Origin of the sequence: Haloarchaeobius sp. FL176 (genome assembly GCF_024609245.1) — an archaeon.
In the GTDB taxonomy this organism is placed as follows: domain Archaea; phylum Halobacteriota; class Halobacteria; order Halobacteriales; family Natrialbaceae; genus Haloarchaeobius.
Genome location: NZ_JANJYH010000011.1, coordinates 11,898 through 33,582, shown reverse-complemented (window position 1 = coordinate 33,582; position 21,685 = coordinate 11,898). Strand labels below are relative to the sequence as shown.

Genomic DNA, 21,685 nt, shown 5'->3' with positions numbered 1-21,685 from the left:
GGGTACGAACGGGCCTGCAGTGACTGACGTCTGTCTCATCGGCTCGTCCGACGTGGTCCTCCGGTACGAGCTGCTCTCGCGCGAGACCTCGCGCGAGGCCCTGTCGACCTACGACCTCTGGGAGCCCTACGAGAACGCCATCGCGCTCCGCACCGTGAGCCTCGGTGCCGCCGTCTCCCTGTTGAACGACCTCGACTGGTACATCGTCCGGTTCGTGGACGAGGTGCTCGTGCGCGAACCGAGCGTCGACGACGAGGAGTGGCTCTCCCGTGGGCTCGCCACAGAGGTCCGCAACGACGCCGTCGCGCCCGGGAAGACCGACCAGTTCTGCAAGCTGTACGGCCTGCTCGAACCCGAGGACGGGCCGCCGAAGCCGGTCGAACCGCTGTTCGCCCAGCGGGTCGACGGCGAGCTACCGACCTACGACCTCCGGCCCGACGTCTCCGAGACGATGGTCGTCCGCGTCAGCGAGGAGGAGTTCGCCGGATGACGGGCCACGGCATCGCCCGCGTCGACGGGCTCCGCATCCACTACCGGCGCGCGGGCACCGACGGACCGAACGTCGTCCTCCTCCACGGTGCGGGCATCGACGACGCCGACCTCTCCTGGCGACACACCGTCGAGACGCTCGCCGAGGACTATCAGGTGTACGCCCCGGACTGGCCGGACTACGGCGACAGCGACCCCGTCGACGACCACTCCATCGACACCTACCGCGAGGTGTTCGCGGGGTTCGTCGACTCGGTGGGGCTCGACGAGTTCGCCCTCGTCGGCATCTCCATGGGCGGGGCCGTCGCGCTCGGCTACACCCTCGACCACCCCGACCGCGTCCGGGCGCTGGGGCTCGTCGACAGCTACGGGCTCGGCGCGCGGGTCCCCGGCGGTCCGATGCTGTACGCACTGGCCAACGTTCCCGGCGCGAACGCGACTGGCTGGTCGATGCTCGGGAGCTCGCGCGCCGCCACGGTGACCGGCCTCGCGAACGTCGTCCACGACCCCTCGATGCTCGACGAGGCGTTCGTCGACGCGGTCAACGAGCGCGCCAGCCAGCGCGGGGCGGGGCGGGCGTTCACCGACTTCCAGCGCAACGAGATCACCCCTGACGGCCGCGCACGGACCAACTACGCCGACCGGCTCGGCGAGGTCGCGGTGCCGACGCTGCTGGTACACGGCGAGTCCGACCCGCTGTTCCCCGTCGCGTGGGCGCGTCGGGCCCACGAGGGGATTCCGGACTCCGAGCTGGTCGTCTTCGAGGACTGCGGCCACTGGCCGACGCGGGAGCATCCCGACAGGTTCGACGCGACGTTGCTGAGGTTTCTCCGGGAGCGGATGCCGCCGGCGGTCGAACAGGACGACTGAAGCCTCACCGGCAATCGCCAGTGTCGAGGTCTCTCCGGGTGCGTCGCCACATTCGAGATGAGTCTCGACTGCTATCTCGCGGTTCTGTTTGCGGAGAGAAAATTCAGCCAGAACTGGAAATCCCGGCTCGAAAAAGAAATTTATCCATGTTTGATGTTATCACTTAACATGGGCGGGCAAAACCACGGCAGCGTCCTCGTCGACCGTCGGACCGTCGGCGTCGGTGTCGGGCTGCTCCTCGCGGGCTGTCTGACCGCGGACGACGAGTCGGAGTCAGCTGGCGGTGGGAACGGTGACGACGACCCGGCGTTCGTCCAGGACGCCGAACCCGATGGCTCGATTCGAGTCTCGGACCAGCGTGGCAGCGGTGGAGAAATATCGATAGAGAGGGTGGAAGCGAACGTCGACTATCGCATCGTCGTAGAGTACGAGAACGGTCGGGTGGAGTCCAGTACCATCCCGGCCGGTGAAACCCATTCGCCGACGATAGAGCTCGAAACCACGGTAGGTACGTCACAGACCATCTCGGTGTCACTGGTCTCTGCCGAGGGCGAGGAGATCGCATCGACGGAGTTCAGGTACGAACTGGCACCGCGGGGGCCGGCCCTGACGAGCTCGGCGGCTCACGAACTGCTGTCGGACCGGACCGGGCTCCTCGGACCCTGGCCGATGTTCGTCGACTGGAACGGGCAACCGACAGTCGAGAGCAACGACGCGGCGTACCAGGTCGAGTTCGCGTGGATTCACGAGCACTGGGAGGACGTCCCGATAATCGGGGACAACGAAGCAGCGACGGAGGAGCATCTCGCGTGGGCCAACGCGGCGTTCCTCCAGGCGCTCTACACGAGCCAGTACGAGGTTGGCCGCACGACCGTCCGGACACATCAGATGCTCGGTCGCGATTCGGTCGGCGACCTGGTGCTCGAACCGTCCGGTACCGTCGTGATCTCCGGCTCGTCGGCAGCGTCCGTGAACTGGAACAACCTCGTCGACAACGGCGAGTTTCCCGAGGGGCTCCGGCAGGTCGCGGACGAGTACGATTTCACGTACCACGAACCGCTCGACTGAGCCTCAGTCGAACGTCCCGGCGGACATGTACCGCTCGCCGGAGTCCCAGAACACGGTGACGACGAGCGGGCAGTCCGTGTAGTCGCCGCCGTCGGTCTCGACGCCGCCGGGCACGACGGCATCGCGGCCGGACGCCGGGCAGTCCGCGCTCGGCTCCGCTATCTCGGCGGCGACCTCGCGCGCCTTCAGACAGGACGCACCGGAGGACTGGCCGACGAAGATGCCCTCCTCGCGGGCGAGCCGGCGGCACTCCGCCTCGGCCGCTTCGAAGTTCACGGTGCGGACCTCGTCGATGAGGTCGCGGTCGAGGTTGTCGCTGACGAAGCCCGGGCCCATGCCCTGGAACTCGTCGTCGCCGGCTTCGCCCGTCGTCAGCACGGCGTTGTCCTCGGGCTCGACACCCACGACGCGCATGTCGGGGAACTCCTCTTTCAGCCGGCGGGCGTTGCCGGTGATGGTGCCGCCGGTGCCGATGCCCGCGACGAGTGCGTCTATCTCGCGGCCGTCGACCTGCTCCAGTATCTCCTCGGCGGTCGTCCGGTAGTGCGCCCGGGGGTTGGCGGGGTTCTCGAACTGCCGGACCTGGAACGCACCCGTTTCCGCTTCTATCTGGTCCGCGCGGTCCCGGGCGTCGACCATGCCACCGTCGACCAGTTCGATGTCGGCCCCGTACGCTCGGAGGATGCCCTTTCGCTCCTCGGACATCCCCGCCGGCATGACGATGGTCACGTCGTAGCCACGCGCCGCCCCGACCATCGCGATGCCGATGCCCGTGTTCCCGCTCGTCGGCTCGACGAGGCTGTCGCCGGGCTCGATCTCCCCGCGTCGCTCGGCGTCGAGGACCATCTCCCGGGCCGGTCGGTCCTTGGCGGAGCCGCCGGGGTTGAACGACTCGACCTTGGCGGCGACCGTCGCACCCGGCGGCGAGGTCACCTGCACCAGCGGCGAGCCGATGGCGTCCAGTATACTCCGTTTCATCGCCGACCCGTACGGGCCGGACGACTAAGGGGCGGCCGGCGGCGGCAGATGTGGCCGGGGACTGCGAACCGTCGGCAACCCATGCGAGGAGCGGGAGCGTTTTCCCCGTCGGCTGGGTAGGCCGGGGTATGAGCGAGGCAGAACTCGAGACGATGCGGCCGAACCCCGCGTGGGCGCCCGACGCCTACGAGGACACCCTCGCGGTCTGGGAGGCGCTCGCGGACCGCATCGTCGTCAAAGTCTGGGGCGGCGACTGGTGCAAGGACTGTCGGAGCCAGCTGCCGGACTTCGGCGCGGCACTCGACGCGGCCGAGGTCCAGGAGGTAGAGCACTATCCGGTCGAACGCGAGGACGGGGGGAAGGTCGGCCCCGGCGTCTCCGAGTACGGCATCGAGTACATCCCGACGGTCGTCGTCGAGGACCGCGAGACGGGTACCGAGCTGGCTCGATTCGTCGAGGAGGAGGACCGCCCCATCGCGGTCTGGCTGGCGGAACAGCTCGCGGACGAACGCTAGTTCTCGAACCAGTCGAGCGCTTCTTCGAAGTCGTGCGTCGGCGACGAGCAGGCGAAGCCACGGCAGGCGTACAGCGTCGGCTCGCCGTCGCGGGCCTCGCGGTCGGCCCAGACGGGCGGTGCCTCGGCGAGTTCGAGGTCGTCCAGCCAGCCTGCAAGCTCGTCGTCGGTCGGTGGGCGCGGCGCCAGGAGTCGCCGCGGGAGGTACGTCCCGGCGAGGGTCTCGCGCCATCCCTCGGGCAGTGGGCGGTCGTCTGCCGCGACCGTCAGCTCCGCGTCGCCGGCGCTCCACCGGTCCGCGACGAGCGCGAGTGAGGGGTACTCCAGCGGGCTGGTCTCGACGCGCGTGCCGTGGGTCGCGAGCGTGGACTCCACCACGTCGGCGAACGCCTCGTCGGGTGCGAAGCCGTCGAGCGACAGGAGCACGTCGAGCGCGACGCCGAGACTCGACGGGGTGGACTGGTCGCGGAGCTCCTGTGGGCGCGCGACCAGCTCCTCGCCGTCCTGCGGCGTGAAGAACACCGTTCCCTCGTCGGGGTCCCAGAAGTCCCGAACGACGACGCGGGCGAGGTCGAGCGCGAAGCCGAGGTGGTCCGGGTCGCCCGTCCCCTGGTACGTGTCGAACGCGCCGCGGGCGAGGAAGGCGTAGTCCTCCAGGAACGCGTCACCTTTCACATCACCATCCTTGAAGCGCCGCGAGAGGGTGCTGGAGTCGGCGTCCCAGAGGTGCTCCCGGACGAACCCGAGCGCCCTCTCAGCCGCGTCGGCGTACTCCGGGTCGAGGACGAGTGCGGCCTCGGCGAACGAAGAGGCCATCAGCCCGTTCCAGCCAGCGAGCACCTTCTCGTCGCGCCGGGGACGGGGGCGGTTGGCGCGGGCCTCGAACAGCGTCTCGCGGGCGTCGTCGAGGCGGTCCTCGACGGCCGCTGCGTCGAGGTCGTACTCGTCGGCCAGGTCCGCGATCTCGCGGTCGATGGTCAGCACGGTCTGCCCGTGCTCGAAGTTGCCCGACTCGGTGACGCCGTAACGGTCGCAGAACAGGTCGGCGTCCTCACCGTCGAGCACTTCGTGGACAGCCGCGGGTGTCCAGACGTAGAACGCACCTTCGACGTGCTCACCGTCCTCGTCGGGTGAACGGGCGTCCAGCGTCGAGAAGAAGCCGCCGTCCGGGTGCGTGAGTTCCCGCTCGACGAATTCGAGGGTCCCCTCGGTGACGGTCCGGTAGCGCTCTTCGCCGGTGAGCTGGTAGCCAGCGAGGAAGATCCGGGGCAGCTCCGCGTTGTCGTACAGCATCTTCTCGAAGTGCGGCACGGTCCAGTCGCGGTCGGTACAGTAGCGGTGAAAGCCGCCGCCGAGGTGGTCGTACAGCCCGCCGTCGGCCATCGCGTCGAGCGTCTGGGCGGCGGCGTCGAGGTAGCTGTCCCGCCCCGTGGCGTCGTACGCTCGGAGCAGCAGGTGCAGCCGCGCCTCCTGGGGGAACTTCTGGCCGGTGCCGAAGCCGCCGTGCTCGCCGTCGACAGCTCTGAGAACGGCGTCGGCGGCGTCGGTCAGTACGCCCTCGTCAGGGGCGTCCTCGCCCGCCGAGGGCACCTCCTCCAGCTGGTCCTTCGCGGCGCGGGTCCACTGCTCGGCCCGGTTCTCCATCTCCCGGCGGTCCTCCGGGTTCGACCACGAGTTCGCGATGTTCCCGAGGAGGTTCAGGAACCCGGGCATGTTCCGCTGCGACTCCCGGGGGAAGTAGGTGCCGACGTAGAACGGTTTGCCCTCCGGCGTGAGCCAGACGGAGAGCGGCCAGCCGCCGCGGCCGGAGACCAGTTGCGAGACGGTCTGATAGATGGAGTCGAGGTCCGGACGCTCCTCGCGGTCGACCTTGATGGGGACGAAGTCGCGGTTCAACACCTCGGCGACTTCACCGTCCTCGAAACTCTCCTCCTCCATGACGTGACACCAGTGACACGCCGAGTAGCCGACCGAGAGGAAGATGGGGACGTCGCGCTCTTCCGCGGCATCGAGCGCGGCCTCGTCCCAGGGCTGCCAGTTGACGGGGTTGTCCGCGTGCTGGCGCAGGTACGGCGACGCCTCCTCGTCGAGCCGGTTCCGGGCTGTGGGATCGCTCATGCGACATCCTTGGGTCGGTGACGGGTAAAACCGTCCGACTCCGTGAGCGGAGCGTATTTCGCGGTCCTCCGAGAACGAGAGGTCATGAGGGACGAGGCCAACGCGGGTGAAGCCGACGAGGAGGGAGCCAACGGCGGGGATATCGACGGGCCGATGATGGGCGTCGGCATCGCCCTCGGCGCGGGACTCGGCGCCGCGCTCGGAGTCGCGATGGACAACATCCCTCTCGGTATCGGAATCGGGATGGGAGTCGGCGTTGCGCTCGGAGCGGGGCTATCGGCCTGGTAGGTGAGGGCAGTCGAGGCTGTCCGGGTAGTCAGAGGCCCACGTGAGTATCCACTCCCGTGCATACTTCCAACCGGCAGAACCGAAACCATTACACTCCCTTGCGTACCGACTCCATCTATGACAGAGACCGTGCTCCTGGTCGGCGGTGGCGGCCGCGAACACGCCATCGCGTACGCACTCGACCGCTCCGAGGAACGCGACGAGTTCGATTTCTACGCCTGCGCCGGCAACCGGAACCCCGGTATCGCCGCGCTCACCGACGGCTTCGAGACGCTCGACACGAGCGACACCGACGCCGTCGTCGACTACGCCGAGTCCGTCGACGCGACGCTCGCGGTCATCGGGCCCGAGAAGCCCCTCGCCGAGGGCGTCGTCGACGCACTGGAGGAGGCGGGCATCTACGCGTTCGGCCCGCGGCAGGCCGATGCTCGCATCGAGACGGACAAGTCGTTCCAGCGGGAGTTCATGGAGGCCAACGACATCCCCGGCTGTCCGGACTACGCCATCTTCACCGACATGGAGCTGGCCTGCGGCTACATCGACGAGTACGACGGCGACCTCGCGGTCAAGCCCGCGGGGCTGACCGGCGGGAAGGGCGTCCGCGTCACCGGTGACCAGATCACGAAAGCAGAAGCGAAGACCTACCTCCGCGAGTCCGACCACGAGAAGGTCGTGCTCGAGGAGCGTCTCGTCGGCGAGGAGTTCACCGTGCAGGCGCTCGTAGCCGGCGACGACGTGCTCATCACGCCCGCCGTGCAGGACCACAAGCGCGCCTACGAGGGCGACGAGGGGCCGAACACGGGCGGCATGGGGAGCTACACCGACGCGACGTTCCAGCTCCCGTTCATGAGCGAGCTGCACAGCTTCGAGGCGCTGCAGGTCCTGGAGGCGACCGTCGAGGCCCTCGACGACTACCGCGGCGTGCTGTACGGCCAGTTCATGCTCACCTCGGAGGGCGTGAAGGTCGTCGAGTTCAACGCCCGCTTCGGCGACCCCGAGGCCATGAACGTCCTCCCCATCCTGGACACCGACTTCTACGAGGTACTCGTCGGCGCCCGCGACGGTGGCTCGCGCATGCCCGAACTCGAGTTCCAGTCGCGTGCGACCGTCTGCAAGTACGCCGTCCCGGAGGGCTACCCGACCGACCCACAGGACGGCACGCGCATCGAGGTCGACGAGGAGAGCGCGGCCGCAGCCGCGGCCGAGCACGACGGCGACGCGTTCCTCTTCTACGCCTCCGTCGACGAGGGCGACGACGGGCTCTACACCACGACCTCGCGCTCGTTCGCCGTCGTCGGTGTCGCCGACACCATCGGCGAGGCCGAGGCCATCGCCGAGGACGCCATCGCCGTCGCCGGCGAGGAGGGCTTCCACGTCCGCCACGATATCGGCACCGAGGAGCTCGTCCAGAGCCGCATCGACCACGTCGAGCGGCTCACGGAGTAGCGTCACGGCCACGTTCCGGAGCGTCTGGTTGTCTGGGCACTCCACGTCGCGCCCGGGCGCTCGCTCTGGACTGGTTGACGAGGCACCGTGACCGCGGGGATTTAGATCTCTCTGCTCTGTTGAAACCGTACTATTCAGATACAATATCGGGAGATACAGCCGTTAGATAGTTGATGCGAATAGGTCAACAGAACAGGTGTCGTCTGTTTCAAGCGATTCACCGTTCTCCAATCTTGCCGGTCATATCTATGAGTACGACAGCCCCCTTCCAGCAAATGTCACCAGAACTGATTCTATAGCCACTTAAGTGAGCATGTTATTGACCTCAAGTGGAGCATGTCGGATAAAGCCAAGACGACGAGACGGTTATTTCTGGGAAGTACTGTTGCAGTAAGCACTCTTATTGCCGGGTGTTCCGGTCAGGAAGGGGCAGATACGGAAACACCAACTGACGCGCCCACGGAGACGACAACACGTACTGCTACGGAGACGACGACGGACACTGCTACTGAGACAGCGACAGAGACGCAAACTGAAGAACCTACGACTGTCGAGAATTTCTCGTATCCTGCTGGTGCCAGTCGGGACGGAATCAGGGCGAGTGAACTCTTTCAGACACACCGGTCGGCGATCGTCGAGGGGGAATCAGCTACAGTCTCTATCGACCAGGCGACTGACCGCGACGGCCACGCCTCATCTGTGTCACTCACCAACAGATATGGCCCAAACGGTGTTTCTCAGGTCAAAGAGGCGGGCAAATTGACCGAGAGCCTCTGGTCACCGTCCGGTGAGGATGCTGGCTATGTCGAGATGGATACCGGATTTGAGCAGCGATACCGGATTGATAATCAAGCGCCGGACCCGCAAGCAGTTCTCCGACTTCGATTGATTCAACGACTCCTCGCTGGAAGTCAGTGGAGTGATGCGACCACTGTCGTGGAGACTGCTGCTGGTGAACCGGCAGTCGTGTACGAGTCCACCGGAATTGCTAACGAACAAGATCTTCTACGAGTCGTATTCGGAGATGAACTCTCTGAGTTCGAAGCGACGATCTCAGTCACCGAGGCAGGGTATCTCAGCGGATTCTCCTACGAGATGACCGTCGAAAGAGACACGCGCACCGTGCAACAACAAATGACGGCTGTCGTTGAGATGGTCGGAAAGACTACCGTAGAAGAACCCTCGTGGGCTGGGACAGCACAGGAGAACGGAGTCCAATTCACGGCTAGCGTGTCGGATGACGCGAAGGCGATCGTGCTGGAATTGGAGAATGGCGAAGTCCCAACCGGAATCCGCGTACAACTCTCCTCAGGGCGCTTCGATACGACCACACTCAGTGAATCAGTCACCGCCGGTGATACCCTCTATCTGAGTTTCTCGGAGGACAACAGTCTGGTAGTCGGGAGGAACGAGATGCCGAGCGACTCAACGGCTCTCGAAGACTTCGCATTCGTTAATCTTCGAGATGGTGACTTCGTCCTCTTCGAGAAGGATATCTCCTTCTGACGAAGCTCCCCGGCGGCCCTCTCTCACAATCGTATTTATCATTCTCTGCGGAGTTTCAGTCAGTCGTTTTGTTCTTTCGAACCCGAGCGCCATATTGCACAAAGCTTCGTTCATCGCTCTACCCTGTAGTTACGGATCTGTTGAGAACTTCAATAGAGCCGATCTCTCGTAAACCGCGAGGACGAGTCCCGACTCTTGCAGTCTCCACAGCCGGTCGACCGTCCGCCCGGGTACACCGACAGAACGGGGCAGTTTCAAGAACGGTGCCCTCCAACGGCTGGACGTGAGCGAGGAACCACGGCGCGAGCGCGTCACGCAACACCCGACGACCGGGCCACGGAACTCCCTCCAGCACTGGCCGGACGCGAAGTCGCCGTTACGCGTCGCGTTCAACTACGTCCTCATCTGGCTTATCCGCGTCTCGCCGAGCCTGCGGCTGAAGAACTGGCTGATGCGTCGGCTCGGCATCACGGTCGGCGAGGGCGTCTCCTGGGGGCTGGAGGCGACGCCGGACGTGTTCTGGCCGGAGCACATCACGCTCGGGGACCACGTCATCGTAGGCTACGACGCGACGCTGCTGTGTCACGAGTTCCTGCAGGAGGAGTACCGCGTCGGCGACGTGGTCCTCGGCGACAGGGCGATGATCGGCGCGGGTGCCATCGTCCTCCCCGGCGTCGAAATCGGCGAGGGTGCACAGGTGGCCGCGAACTCGCTCGTCACCGAGGACGTGGCAGCCGGCGAGACCGTCGCCGGCGTCCCCGCCCAGCCGATGTCGAGAGAGGAGCTGGCCGACGACTGAGCACTGACGACACGGGACGAACCGACCTACTCCCGTACCCGGACGACGCCGGTCTTGAACACGCGGTGGTTCGGAACGATATACTCGCGGCCGTCGGACTCGATTTGCGTGATGAACAGGTCGACCTCCTGTACGACGCCCTCGTGGCCGTCGATCTCTATCTGATCGCCGATGCCGTACGGCTGATTGAGCAGCAGGTAGACACCCGCCGCGCTCGAGCGAAGCAGGTCGCGGAACGCCAGCCCACCGAGGAAGATGAGCCCGAACAGGTAGCCCGCAAACAGCACGAGCAGCGCGAGCATGTCCACGCCGACCTGGGCCAGCGCGACGAGGAAGGCGACGTAGATGACGCTGTACTTCACGACGCGGGGGAGCAGGTTCACCTCCGGGAGCTTGATACCCCGCAGGCGCTCGGAGACGACGAGTTCGGCCTTGTCAGCGACGACGAAGCCGACGATGAGAACGAGTGCGGCCACGAACACGTCCGGGATGAAGCGGACGACGCCGAGCCAGAACTGGCCCGTGCGGACGATCTCCGCCACGTGGACCGCCGCCAGCGCCGCGATACCGTAGATGAACCACGCACTCAGTCGGGCGACGATGTCGACCGTCGAAGTCCCGAGACTACGGGCGCTGCTCTCGAACGGCGTCCCCTCGACCATCTCCGGCACACCCGCGGCCCGCAGCAGCCGACGGTTCAGCTTCCCCACGACGATGCCGAGGGCGATGCCCAGAAAGAGGACGACTGCCGCCCTGACGAAGGGCTCGTTGATGAGCGCCTCCCACGTCGGCATCTCCGTCTCGGGTTGGTTCCTCGCTGCCGTCGTCTGCTGTGAGAGCCACAGCAACCCGCCGAGCACGGACATCCTCAGTAGTCCTCCGGGTCGATCTCCAGCAGCAACTCGCCGTTCTTGAACGCCCGTACCAGCCCGTCACTCTCAGAGAGCACGATGGCTGTCGCGTTCGTGTCCCGGGTGACGGCCCCGGCCGCCATGTGGCGTGCGCCCAGGCCCTTCGGGATGTCCACGCCCTCGGCCGACGGCTCCAGGTAGCGGTACGCCGAGACGATCTTCCCCGAGTCGGAGATGACGAACGCGCCGTCCAGCCGGGAGAACTCCTTCAGCATCACGTTCACGATGGGGTCGCCGACGTGGACGTGGGACTTCTCGAACGGGTTGTACGACAGCGGCCGGGACTTGTTCATGACCTTCCCGGCGTCGCCGACGACGAACAGGGCGCCGACTGGCTTGCCCTTCTGGCCTTTCTTGCCGAGCTCGACCGCCAGCTCCAGCACGTTCTTGATGACGGCTGGCTCCGCACGCGAACTCGAGAACAGGTCGTAGACGCCGGACTGATTCGACCCGTCGGCGCGCACCCGTGACACGGTGTCGATGCTCCCATCGAACACGCTCGTCGCACAGAGCAACACGTCACCGTCGTCGATGTAGCCTGCTTCGAGCGCGCCCTCCAGACCGAAGTGCACTCGCTGGGCGATCTCCTCGAACTCGAGCGGCAGTTCGACGAACGTCTCCGCACCGACGGCGTTCTCGGTCCCTACCACGAGGACGTCGAGGTCCTCCGCCTCCGAGAACCGCTCGTAGTAAGATCCACTCGGGGAGAAGAGCACTACGGTATCGACATCCGACAATATTTCTCCGAACAACGCTGCCATGTTCGCCATTGGAAAAAACAACAAAGCGGGTATGAAAAAGGTTTGCGGGGCCGGCACGACGCTCCGAGAACGTCTACGATACCGTCACGGTCGCCTCCCAGACGATGCTGTCCGTCTCGGGGTGGATGATTCGGACGACGAGCCTGTCGCCGGCGTCGACGTCCGGCAGCTCGACGCCGATTTCGTCCCCAGCAGTCCACTCGACGTTCCCGTCGGGGCTCACGATGACACCGCTCGCGTTGGTGACCATACCCGAATCGCCTTCCAGAGTCGTGCCGTTCAGCGAGCCGCCGGTCGCCGGGAGATTCACCAGCCGAACCGTCCCGCCGCCGCTCACGTTCCGAATCTGGATTTCGAGCTCCGACACCCGCAGCTCGTCCCCACCGTTCTTCGTGACGTTCAGGTAGCCGTTCGACGCCTCGATGGGCGTCATCGACGCGTGGACCTGTGGTGCCGGCTCCTGCGTGCTGTCCGCGAACTGCAGCGCGAAGTTCCCCGCCGCCACTGCAATCACCAGCACCACCGCGATGAGGAGCACCGTCGCCACCACGGACGATACACCTCGTTGCCCTCTCATATGCGGGACATAGCAATTGGTGTATTAATACCTGCTGGCCGCGTGCGTATTTTATCCGATACCTCTTTTGAATATTAAGACACGTCTGGTGGATTTGATTTCTGAAAATGTAGAATCGGTGAAAATACCGTGGTGATTCGGCAGAACCCGCGGACCGGATTTGAACCACGGTCGCTCACTTCGTTCGCTCCCTGGTTCAGAATCCGGTCCTGCTCTTCGCTCACTGCGTTCGCTCATGCGCGGGACCGGATTTGAACCGGCGGACCCCTTCGGGACAGCGTCCTAAGCGCTTTGCCTTTTAACTGCCCGCTTTGGCGGTCACGGTGGCGCGCGCCTGAAACCACTGGAGTCGCCGCATTGACTGTGTGCGCTGGTCTCGCGGGCGTCTGGCGGACCCCTGGCGTCTCGCGGTCTTGCTTGTATCGCCAGCGTCTCCCCCGCGAACTATAAAAGTAATGCGCGGCACAGCGTTCTGCGATACAACCGTTCGCCGTCCGCTGTCCCGTAGGAGTCCCCCGGTTCAAATCCGGTCACGCTGTCTGTATTGACAATCCCTCTCCCGTCGATAATCGGTGACAGTACGAGAGGAGAGGGAGAGCCCTGATCCTGATTGCGATCGTTGACAGTCTACCCGTGCTCACTCTTCGTGTCGGCACGGGGCGATAACATCGTTTGACCCCACCGCACGATAACACTACCCGGCCACCATGAGCGCTCACTATGTGTGGTAACAGGGCGTGATTCAAGTTATGGTACAGGGCTTCTACTCTGCGTTAGTGGGCGTTATAGTCGTTCATCGTGTCCGTTGGGGACGATAACTTTGCGCGATAACATTGTGCGGTCACTGTGGGCAGTAACATTTCTTAGTCGCAGTGGGTGGGTGACTGGGGAGAACACTGACGGCTGACCAAGATCGTCGGTGACCGTTCGTGTGGTGTCGATCCCACATACCCGGGTACTCAGCCCAGGCGTGGGAAGAAAGATCAAGCAGATGGCTCGGCTTCGTGAAACACACCCAGTGTGCGCCGGTTACCACCGGTAACAGCCTCAGCGGCGGGACTCACTTATAGAATCGCAAAACCACCCCGCCGGAACACAGTTGACAAGATACCGGCTACCGTCCACGCTCCTCGCGCAATTCCTCTTCCAGGTCATCAAGTTCGGCATCGAGGGCTTCGTCATCTACCCGGTCCGCCTGACACTCCACCTCCGCGCCCGATCGTCGGAACATTCGTTTCAATTGTTCGAGACTGGCGGCGGCGCGCCGGGTCTCCTTGTCCTCGTCACCGTCCATGGTGAGTAACACGGTGTCTGATGGGAAAAGAGCCAGTACCAGTGAGTGCTGGATGTTACTGCCAGCGGCGAATCCGAGCGTCGCTTACTACTCGGGTCGCGGTGTCACGTCATCACCGTCGTCGCCCTCGCGCTCAATCCCACTGATGTCCTCGACGACGTTGTTGACGGTCGGGGACGTCAGGTTCACCCACGGTTCATTGATGTCCGTCATCGCAGCGACTTCCCGCGAGTCCGCACTTGCCGGTTCTCGTCCTGATGGATCCGGCTGAGTGTCTGATGCGTCGTGTTAACTCCCTGTATTGACCGAATCTGGTGTGGATGCATCAACCACCGAGTATTTCGGGTTCACTCTACTTGGGACAACGATGTTTCTCGACAAGCTCAGATACGAATGAGGATTTATCTGGAATAGGTTCTTGTTGTTATCTAATGCCATATCTCGGGATCCGGAATAGTGAAGAAGTCATTCCACCGCAGGTATCCGACGGTTCTACTGTTCGCTGCCCTACTTGTGACGACAAAATGTATGTCAAATCTTCACACTACCGGAGTGGGTCATTCGTATCCCGTCACTTCAGTCACAACCCTGATAACTCGACCGGTAGTGACGGTGGTGGGAGTGACGGTGGCGGTGGTGAGTGCCCTGGTGAGTCCGATATTCATCATAAAATGAAGGCGATTTCGTACTCTCGATTGGAAGAGGAGTTCCCGGATGCTAACATTGAGTTGGAAGGGAACGTGAACGGGAGGTTCGCTGATGTCCTTCTCACATTTCCTGAACCTCGATCGCCATACGGGGAAGGTATTGCAGTCGAAGCGCAGTATATGAACAAAGGAAAAGACATCGAGGGTGTCACAGAACACTACTTCGAGCACTCATACAGTGTAGCATGGCTTGAAGAAGACGACTTCACGACTCACGACGTGGACCTCTCAGGAATACTCACACTGTGGCCGAACGCCCTGCCGGACCGACGAGAAATGGCCGGGTACTCCGATGTGATCCAGTCACTGTGGAAGGAAACGACTCCACCAGTTGAACTCGAAGTACCGATTCCTGGGGAGTACTGGGCATCGTTCGATAAGTCCGGAGAGTGGATTACTATCGCGGAACGTGACGTAAAGGTTCGTGGGAGCATCCGAATTGTGAAATCACCAACCGACGAGATCACCTTCGGTGCCTCCAAAGCGACGCGTAGCGGTGGTGAAAGCCTTCAAGTTCAAGCCCAACCTGGAGACCCAGACCATCTTCGAGAGTTTGCAGAGGAAGTTGAATCAGTTGCCTTTGGCGATGCCCGCCCCGCACCCGAAAAATGTGAACCCGAATGGCACGACCTCGCAACGGCATGGTTAACCGGCACCGATAATGTCGTTGTGTGGTTGTCAGCGACGCTTCCATCACCAACATCCGACGTCGTGCTTCAACTGGGGAAGAAGAACAAGTTGACGGGGTCGTCAGATCGGATCTCGATGAAGATGCGGCCGTACGCTGTTGATAGCCTCCATGAAATCGCAGATCTACTTGAGAGGGCCTTCGCTGTAGAACACGGTACCACGGTGCTCAAATAAACCGGTTCCCCAGGTCTGTTGAAACCTATGAGTTCAACAGAGCCAGGATTAGCTATTCAAACATACGCTCGATATACATTTCACCGCCCGCGACTGCATCGGCAGGGATTGTTGCAGAACCATTTGTTCGGCCCCGCGAGTCGAGACCACCTAACGCAGAACCAGGTGGGTTCTCTTCATTCAGGATAATTTCATCTACGATGCGTGTCTCTGGTAGCCAGTCATCGGACTCAAGACCAGGTGTCGTAAATAACCGGATTACGTACTGGTACCCAGCAGAAACAAACGCCTGGGCTTGCCGTAGTTGGTTCGTCGAAAACCGGAAACTAACAGAATCAGACTCCGATGACAGGCCTGCAGCTTTCACTTCAACTGGGACAATATCAGGTGTCGGAGCAGCGTCTTGATCTTGTGTTGCAGTGGGGCCAAACGGGTCGATGAAATCGAACCCGAGCCCATACTCTTGAGTCGCGTTAAGAATCTGTACGAACGGATCCTCCCACAGGTTACTGTCTCCACCCGTGAACCGATCCAGAGACTGGTACTCCTCCGCTGAAAACTCATGTTCGAAATACCGCTTCAGAGACCCATTCCAACGGTTCTTGGTGTGCCACTTGTACCCCGCGCTGTCTTGATCAGCTTCAAGCCCCGCAAGCTCGGTCAGCAACCAATCGAGGTCGTTTCTCTCTTCATCCAACCATCGACCGAGTCGCTGCAGAATATGGATGACTGCAGCTGCTTCAGCACGTTCTCCGCGTTCGCCGTAGATCCGGGGTGAGTCCCCGTCACCATTCTCGTTACCAGATCCACCACCGAACGTCGCTACTGTCGTGCGGCCTCGACCAGGTACCATCCCGTTGCTGAGGTCAAGATCACCATCAAGTTGTGATTGCACCTCTCGAAATGCGTTTTGCTGGCGTGTTCGAGAGTCTACCTGTGAGGCCGGAACCTCTCCGTTGAGAATAAAGTCCCTGAGAGCAACTGCGACATCTTCTTTCCGACCCCTTGGGGCGTGCTCGCTCACAGTCTCAATGAGCGGTGTGAGTACTCGGCTCACGAAGGTTTCCTGCGGTGCGACGTCGAACCACCGATCAGCAGGCGAAAAATCAGCACCCGATAGATTCGCCGTCGCTTTTGGTGTATCTTCCCAGGCGATCGGATCGTCCGTCTCGATGGACGGAAGTACGTCTTCAAGCGCTGCAATCGATGCCAAGTCGGCGTCTTCACGCTCGTCACGAAGGATGCAGAACTGCTCGACTCTGGCACACCATCGAGCGTGGTGGGACGGAACCCACTGCTCCGTGATGAGTCGTGAATTCGCAGCAATCCACTGGATGAAGGAAGACACATCACCATCGTGTGCTGCCAGTGTATGCGACCACTCAACCCACTGCTCGTGAGCGCTGTTTTGCTCTGCGATAACGGTCTCGAACAGTGGAGTAACGGTATCTCTCTCCAGTTCCGATGGTAACAGGGTGGCGGCCTCAGACAAAATGTCAATCGTCTCTGCCACCTGCGGAGACGGGGGTTCAGGCGTCTCCTCAGTGTCAGTCTCAGGCAGGAACTGACTGCGAACCCATTGGATCGTGCCGGAATCTGTATCGGCTAAATTCGACCGGATCCGCTCCACGTTGTTTGGGGCGTCCTCACCGAGCGCCTCGATCAACTCATACAGCGCTTCGACATCACGGAGAAGTTCCCGATGGTCTTGTACGCCGAGCGCAGTCCGAACCAGGTCGAGGTCGTGACCGCGTTGCTCCCACTCCCGTTCTAATTTCTCGGGACTCGGTAACGACGCTCTCAGTGCAGGCTGGATCTCCTCGTATCGACCTGGCATCTCGAAGAGGAACGCGATCCCCGCGGCAGTCGCTTCAACGATATCCTGTGGGTCACTGTCCTGTATCTCTTCGTCGTTCAAGACGATCCCCAGCGGAGAGTCATCGTCATCCGAGACTCGATACAGCCGAGACCTAGTGTCGAAGAAGTCGTCCGTTTGCTCCTCGTGCAGCCGCGCACGAGCGAGATGGTCAATCGCAGTCTGGAATGTATCTCTTGACTCACGGATTGTGTCGGGATTTGACCGATTCAGCGTTGCCAGAATCCATTCTGTCCGTCGCTCTAGTTCTTGTTTCACGGCCTGCAATCCGTCTTCGTCCAATCCGTCCAACTCGTCAGCCTGTAGAATCGGCTGTTCAACGTCCAGTGGCGAGATACCTAACGCGTCTGCTAACGGCGTGAGTCCACCGCGGGTCGGCGGTTTCAATAGATACAGATCTGAGTTTCTGGCTTCCTGTTTCTCCCATTGTCGTAGCGACCGCTGCGTATGGTATTTAAACTTCAGCTCAGCCTCTCCTTCATCCTGTATCTGGTCAATCGGAACAGCATACCACTCTTTGTTCCGGAACCGGAGCGGAAGATGTGTCAGTAATTCAGACTCCAAGACACTCGGCACGTGTTCCACAGGATCAGCTAAAGACTGCAGAATCGGATTCAGCAACTCAGTGTACACGTACATCCATGCCGATTCCACACCGTCAGTCCGCATTCGAACAGGGTGCATATCGTCAAGCGAGTCCTCTGTAGCCAGCACTGATTGGAGCTTCTGGAGCCTGTCTGCCGCTTGAATCGAAGTTAGCTCATCGATCGGTTCGACACCGAAACACGAGAGCAGGTCGTCGGATATCTGCTGGTCTGATTCCGAGTCACTCGGAACTGTCGGGAGAAGCTGTGTGACTTCACCGCGACCACCGTCTTGGACAGCCCACCGCAACCGCACCGCGTCTTCTCCCCACGCCTCGTCTACCCACCCTGAGAACTGATCATCGAACACCGGGTCCCAACACGCTGTGTTTCGAAGCTGCCAGTTGAAGACCGTCGGCACCGTTTCGGACCACGGCCGCTGAATGTGGTTGTTCCCACCGTCACAATACCACCCGGTTTCCAGCACAGTTTTCCGTAACGTGTCCTCGTGTTGCTCTAACCACTGAATGAGCCCAGCGGGATCAGCAGTCACCCGCTGTAGATCTGTGCTCCACACCCACGAACTAATACGCGCCCCGTACCCTCGATCGGCAGTATACGGCCGGCCGTGACACTGGCTACTCGTGTGTTTCCCGGTCTGGACCGAGTGATTCCCGAACCCAGTGACGAACGAAAGGTATGCTGGAGAATTGATGTCCTGGCGGTCCTCACTAAGTTCTCGCTGTAACGCTACCACATCCGACCGGTACGGGTCTGCTTGAGGGAGTTCCCATTCGCGGGGATCCCACGACGCTTTCGTCACACCATCGTTCGGCCGTTGCAATCCAGGCCCGTGATGACACAGAGCGCTCACGTTTGGTGTGACGCCAACACCAAAGAGGGACAGTGTCCTCGCAAGCTCCCTGGCTGCAGTCACCGGGCTCGTGGTTTCCATCTGCGCGTACACGGGTTCCCAAACCGGGTTGAACGGCCCGGGGAGTGTCGTCTCCCCGACTCCAAGTGAGGCTCCCGACGGCCCTGAAACGATGGTTGACCCGGGCCCCTCCTCGCTCCGGGCAAGCGCCGCATCAAGACTCAAGGACGGGTTCTGTAGCACATCTGTTTCAGCGTCCTCCAGTTCCTCGTTCAGAAACGGCCACCACTTTGGGCCGAACTCACAGGCTCCTAACGGCGCGTCAGCCCCCTCCGTCTCTGACCGTGATGCCCACGTGAGCGACGCGTGTCGAAGCCGGAACCGCGTCCGCAATCGGTCGTACTCCCCGTTTTTCAATATGGTTTCTAACAATTCGTGCGCGACGTACCCAGCGGGAAGCGTGTTCAGGTCTGCGGCGGTGAACTCATCGACACGCTCTGCGAGAAACCGAAGCGCAGTCGGAGATACTCGATTATTTTGTTCACGCTCGAAACTTGCGACGAGCGACCGGAAATACTCCTGCCGGTCGGTCTGGTACTTTCGGATCCCCCAGGACTCCCCTGCCTCATCGAGTAAGGCGTTAATCCGGTCATCGGTCTCAGCGAGTTCAGCGAGGAAGAACACAGTGAACTGCCCGTCATCCGGCGGAGCAATGACGTCCGTCGCGTCATTCGGAACGTTCCATAGAATCGTTCGGGACAGCGGCTGCCGCCGATCCCCTTCCGACCGAACCTGTTGATTCTCGATTTGCAGCAACACCCTCTTCTGAGCCTCCTCTTCGACGCCATCCGACTCGTCCCCAGGTTCTGACTGCTTCAGTTGACACGGTAGGAGATACACGCCGTCCAACGCACGGCGATCCGCCCCAAGCAAATCACTGATCTCTGAACTCGACACCGGCTCGAAATACCGAGCTGTCGCCCGAAGTATCGCGTCAGCCGGGTCAGCTGCACACTGTACCCCTGACTTACCGTCACTGACACGGTCACTCCGCGCGAGCGCCGCAGAAACCAACTCGACCCACCGATCTCTTAACCGCGCCGTCACAGCAGCCTCTTTCTCGTCAGTCACACGAAGTAAACTCTCAATGCGACTCACCAGTCGATCGCCCGATGCGTCCTGAAGCCGTGACAGCCCCCAGATTCGATCCGCGGCTGGCACTGTAACTGACATGCGGCCGTCCCCAGAACTTCCGAACGGCCGATCGGTCGTTTTCAATGCCGGCGCTCCAGCCACCGGCAACTGATCACTCAACAGGTACACCGCACGCACTCCATCCCATCCATCACCCGACCAATCTAACAACAAAGAATCCGAATCCGTAGCTCCGGCATCGGCCGTGTCAGATCCAACCTGCGCCGGGGCCGCAGAAGCCCCACCCGCAATCGGAATACACTCCGCCTCCCACAACCTATCCAACAGTTGCTGTCGAAGATACCCGAGCAACTCATCAGCCTCGGTCGGTCGCGCGTCCGGTTCCCACTCGTCTTCCTGTGTCTGATCCGGCAGCAATACCCACGGATACAGACTCAACCAATCATACTCCGACTCGGTGACCTCCGCAGTCTGCTCGGCAACGCGCCCGACAAGGTCTGTTGCCTCCTCGAACACACGACGATTATAATCTACGTAGCGCTGGGACACGTCCTTGATATTCTGTCGATTCGGCGTCACCGAAAACTCGCCGTGCAAAGAAAACGACAACCCAGGATCCCGCTGACTAATTGGGTAATACAGGTACAACGGGTAGTCCTTCAACGAATGTGGGTCTCCGTCCCCAAACTGATCCCTCTCCATGACGGGCCACTCGTCACTCGGACGCGGGACCAAGACCCGCGTCTCGTGATCCCGCTCGCCAGCCGGTAACTGGAACCCGTCGAACACATGGTTAGTCTCCTCTTCCTCTGTCCCGTTTCGATCAACCTGACTGACCCGCCATTCAGTATGTTGCACGGAATCGCCGCTCAGAACACCGGGTTCTGGCTCTATATCCCACGAAATGTGCTCATCAATCTCGTTGTCCGAGACGCGGACTGCGTTCACCTCGTCGATCGTGCCGAAATGAACCAGTGTCTCCGGATCAAGTGACCCGGATCGCGTCCCGTCCACATACCACCAGACACGTTCCGGTGACGTAGTGGCAATCCCGGATTCCTCAACAGCATCATCCGGTAACTCACTCACCGAGTCTACGCCGTAGAGTTCCGTTACAATTTCCCGCCAATTCTCGTCCGCAAACTCGACGAACACCGCAGTTGAAAACTCCCCACCGTACTCCGCTACGGTGTCATTCGGAGCCGCAACTCGATCATTCCCGTGGACTAAATAGTCGGCAAGAGCGGCAAGTTCACTTCGCCGCGCCGACAGCGACAACGGGATCGGATACGCGAACAGAAACAGCTGCATCAATGCACGCCGGTTATCGGCATTCAGATCGGACGGGGACTTCCCCTCCTGGTTCCGACTCAAATCAAGATCAACCGGGAACGCATCAGTGTTGAATTCCTCACCCAGCCCGTCCACGCCGTGATCGTACCCGATCGTATTCAAAATCGCAGCCAGCAGATACGCCTTCGAAAACCGAACCCGAAGCGCCTGCTGCTCACCCGACGCGTCAGGCGTCTCCGTCCACACTTCGAACGACTCCCCCTTCCCAAGGATCGACTTGAGACCAATCCCCATCTTCCCAATCTCATCAGGCGTGTCCTTCGATGTCTTCCCGATACCGGTCGCCGCCTCTTCGACTGACCGGTTGTGGAAATTAAAGCTCCGCCCATTGTTCGCAATAAGCAGCCCCTCATCGGTCACGGCGATAAACACCTGCCCGTCGTCCGCGTACTGTGCTTCGTCCCGCGCATTCTGCAGCAACTCCAGAATCTCCCGATTCGGGTGATCCTCCGCAATCGTCCGCTCCGATTGCCCTAACGACGTATCCTTCCGAAACGCGCTCCGTAGATTCGGCTGCCCGTCAAGCACTTCAAGCGAGTCATCCTGCAGATCAGCGACCAAATCCTCCCAATACCCTGCCCAGTGAGTCCGCAGTCCCTCGTTCGTCCTCGGATTCTTTCCCAACGAATCGAACGTCGCGTTCATCTCTTCAG

General features: G+C 61.7%; 17 protein-coding genes and 1 tRNA gene. 9 read left to right on the top strand and 9 right to left on the bottom strand.

The features are described from left to right. Positions 1 to 19: 19 nt before the first annotated feature. From NO978_RS16450 to NO978_RS16440, 3 genes are all read left to right on the top strand, one after another. A complete protein-coding gene (locus NO978_RS16450; protein ID WP_257300646.1) occupies positions 20 to 490 on the top strand; it encodes a DUF5804 family protein in 471 nt (156 codons plus the stop codon). Continuing rightward, complete coding sequence (locus tag NO978_RS16445) at positions 487 to 1,359, top strand: alpha/beta fold hydrolase (RefSeq protein WP_257300645.1); 873 nt, start codon at positions 487 to 489, stop codon at positions 1,357 to 1,359. Before NO978_RS16450 ends, NO978_RS16445 begins: the two co-directional genes overlap by 4 nt. Positions 1,360 to 1,527: 168 nt before the next feature. Beyond that, positions 1,528 to 2,427: a hypothetical protein gene (locus NO978_RS16440; protein WP_257300644.1), complete on the top strand. Its 900-nt coding sequence runs from the start codon at positions 1,528 to 1,530 to the stop codon at positions 2,425 to 2,427. A 3-nt stretch (positions 2,428 to 2,430) separates the two neighbouring features. Here NO978_RS16440 and NO978_RS16435 read toward each other — a convergent pair whose 3' ends face one another. Then, positions 2,431 to 3,405: a PLP-dependent cysteine synthase family protein gene (locus NO978_RS16435; RefSeq protein ID WP_257300643.1), complete on the bottom strand. Its 975-nt coding sequence runs from the start codon at positions 3,403 to 3,405 to the stop codon at positions 2,431 to 2,433. Between the two features lie 128 nt (positions 3,406 to 3,533). Between NO978_RS16435 and NO978_RS16430 the strand changes: the two genes are divergently transcribed. Next, entirely contained in the window at positions 3,534 to 3,920 is a 387-nt protein-coding gene (locus NO978_RS16430) for a thioredoxin family protein (protein ID WP_257300642.1), read from the top strand. Here the strand turns inward: NO978_RS16430 and NO978_RS16425 are convergent. Further along, positions 3,917 to 6,037: a thioredoxin domain-containing protein gene (locus NO978_RS16425; protein WP_257300641.1), complete on the bottom strand. Its 2,121-nt coding sequence runs from the start codon at positions 6,035 to 6,037 to the stop codon at positions 3,917 to 3,919. The genes NO978_RS16430 and NO978_RS16425 overlap by 4 nt on opposite strands. Before the next feature lie 84 nt (positions 6,038 to 6,121). Between NO978_RS16425 and NO978_RS16420 the strand changes: the two genes are divergently transcribed. The 4 genes from NO978_RS16420 (at position 6,122) to NO978_RS16405 (ending at position 10,076) form a co-directional block, all read left to right on the top strand. Further along, positions 6,122 to 6,325, top strand: coding sequence for a hypothetical protein (locus NO978_RS16420; protein WP_257300640.1), 204 nt, complete (start codon positions 6,122 to 6,124; stop codon positions 6,323 to 6,325). Positions 6,326 to 6,442: 117 nt separating this feature from the next. Then, positions 6,443 to 7,771, top strand: coding sequence for a phosphoribosylamine--glycine ligase (gene purD, locus NO978_RS16415; protein WP_257300639.1), 1,329 nt, complete (start codon positions 6,443 to 6,445; stop codon positions 7,769 to 7,771). A 336-nt stretch (positions 7,772 to 8,107) separates the two neighbouring features. Next, positions 8,108 to 9,277, top strand: a complete 1,170-nt coding sequence (locus NO978_RS16410) for a hypothetical protein (RefSeq protein ID WP_257300638.1) — start codon at positions 8,108 to 8,110, stop codon at positions 9,275 to 9,277. A 277-nt stretch (positions 9,278 to 9,554) separates the two neighbouring features. Next, a complete protein-coding gene (locus tag NO978_RS16405; protein ID WP_303647355.1) occupies positions 9,555 to 10,076 on the top strand; it encodes a DapH/DapD/GlmU-related protein in 522 nt (173 codons plus the stop codon). 26 nt (positions 10,077 to 10,102) lie between these two features. Here the strand turns inward: NO978_RS16405 and NO978_RS16400 are convergent, their stop codons facing one another. From NO978_RS16400 to NO978_RS16375, 6 genes are all read right to left on the bottom strand, one after another. Then, on the bottom strand, positions 10,103 to 10,870 hold the full coding sequence (locus NO978_RS16400) for a mechanosensitive ion channel family protein (RefSeq protein WP_257300724.1): 768 nt from the start codon (positions 10,868 to 10,870) through the stop codon (positions 10,103 to 10,105). Between the two features lie 74 nt (positions 10,871 to 10,944). Beyond that, positions 10,945 to 11,757: a diadenylate cyclase DacZ gene (gene dacZ, locus NO978_RS16395; RefSeq protein ID WP_257300636.1), complete on the bottom strand. Its 813-nt coding sequence runs from the start codon at positions 11,755 to 11,757 to the stop codon at positions 10,945 to 10,947. 64 nt (positions 11,758 to 11,821) lie between these two features. After that, positions 11,822 to 12,325: a type IV pilin gene (locus tag NO978_RS16390; protein ID WP_257300635.1), complete on the bottom strand. Its 504-nt coding sequence runs from the start codon at positions 12,323 to 12,325 to the stop codon at positions 11,822 to 11,824. Between the two features lie 236 nt (positions 12,326 to 12,561). Further along, positions 12,562 to 12,659, bottom strand: a tRNA-Leu gene (locus NO978_RS16385). Between the two features lie 780 nt (positions 12,660 to 13,439). Next, positions 13,440 to 13,619 (bottom strand): hypothetical protein, encoded by a 180-nt coding sequence (locus NO978_RS16380; RefSeq protein ID WP_257300634.1) that lies wholly within the window; start codon positions 13,617 to 13,619, stop codon positions 13,440 to 13,442. Positions 13,620 to 13,706: 87 nt separating this feature from the next. Beyond that, the gene (locus NO978_RS16375) at positions 13,707 to 13,832 is read right to left on the bottom strand and encodes a hypothetical protein (RefSeq protein ID WP_257300633.1); all 126 of its coding nucleotides are present in this window, start codon (positions 13,830 to 13,832) and stop codon (positions 13,707 to 13,709) included. A gap of 482 nt (positions 13,833 to 14,314) precedes the next feature. Here NO978_RS16375 and NO978_RS16370 point away from each other — a divergent pair, with 482 nt between their 5' ends. Further along, entirely contained in the window at positions 14,315 to 15,190 is an 876-nt protein-coding gene (locus tag NO978_RS16370; protein WP_257300632.1) for a hypothetical protein, read from the top strand. A gap of 52 nt (positions 15,191 to 15,242) precedes the next feature. On the opposite strand, the gene NO978_RS16365 is transcribed toward NO978_RS16370, so the two are convergent. Continuing rightward, positions 15,243 to 21,677 (bottom strand): sacsin N-terminal ATP-binding-like domain-containing protein, encoded by a 6,435-nt coding sequence (locus NO978_RS16365; protein ID WP_257300631.1) that lies wholly within the window; start codon positions 21,675 to 21,677, stop codon positions 15,243 to 15,245. Between the last annotated feature and the right edge of the window lie 8 nt (positions 21,678 to 21,685).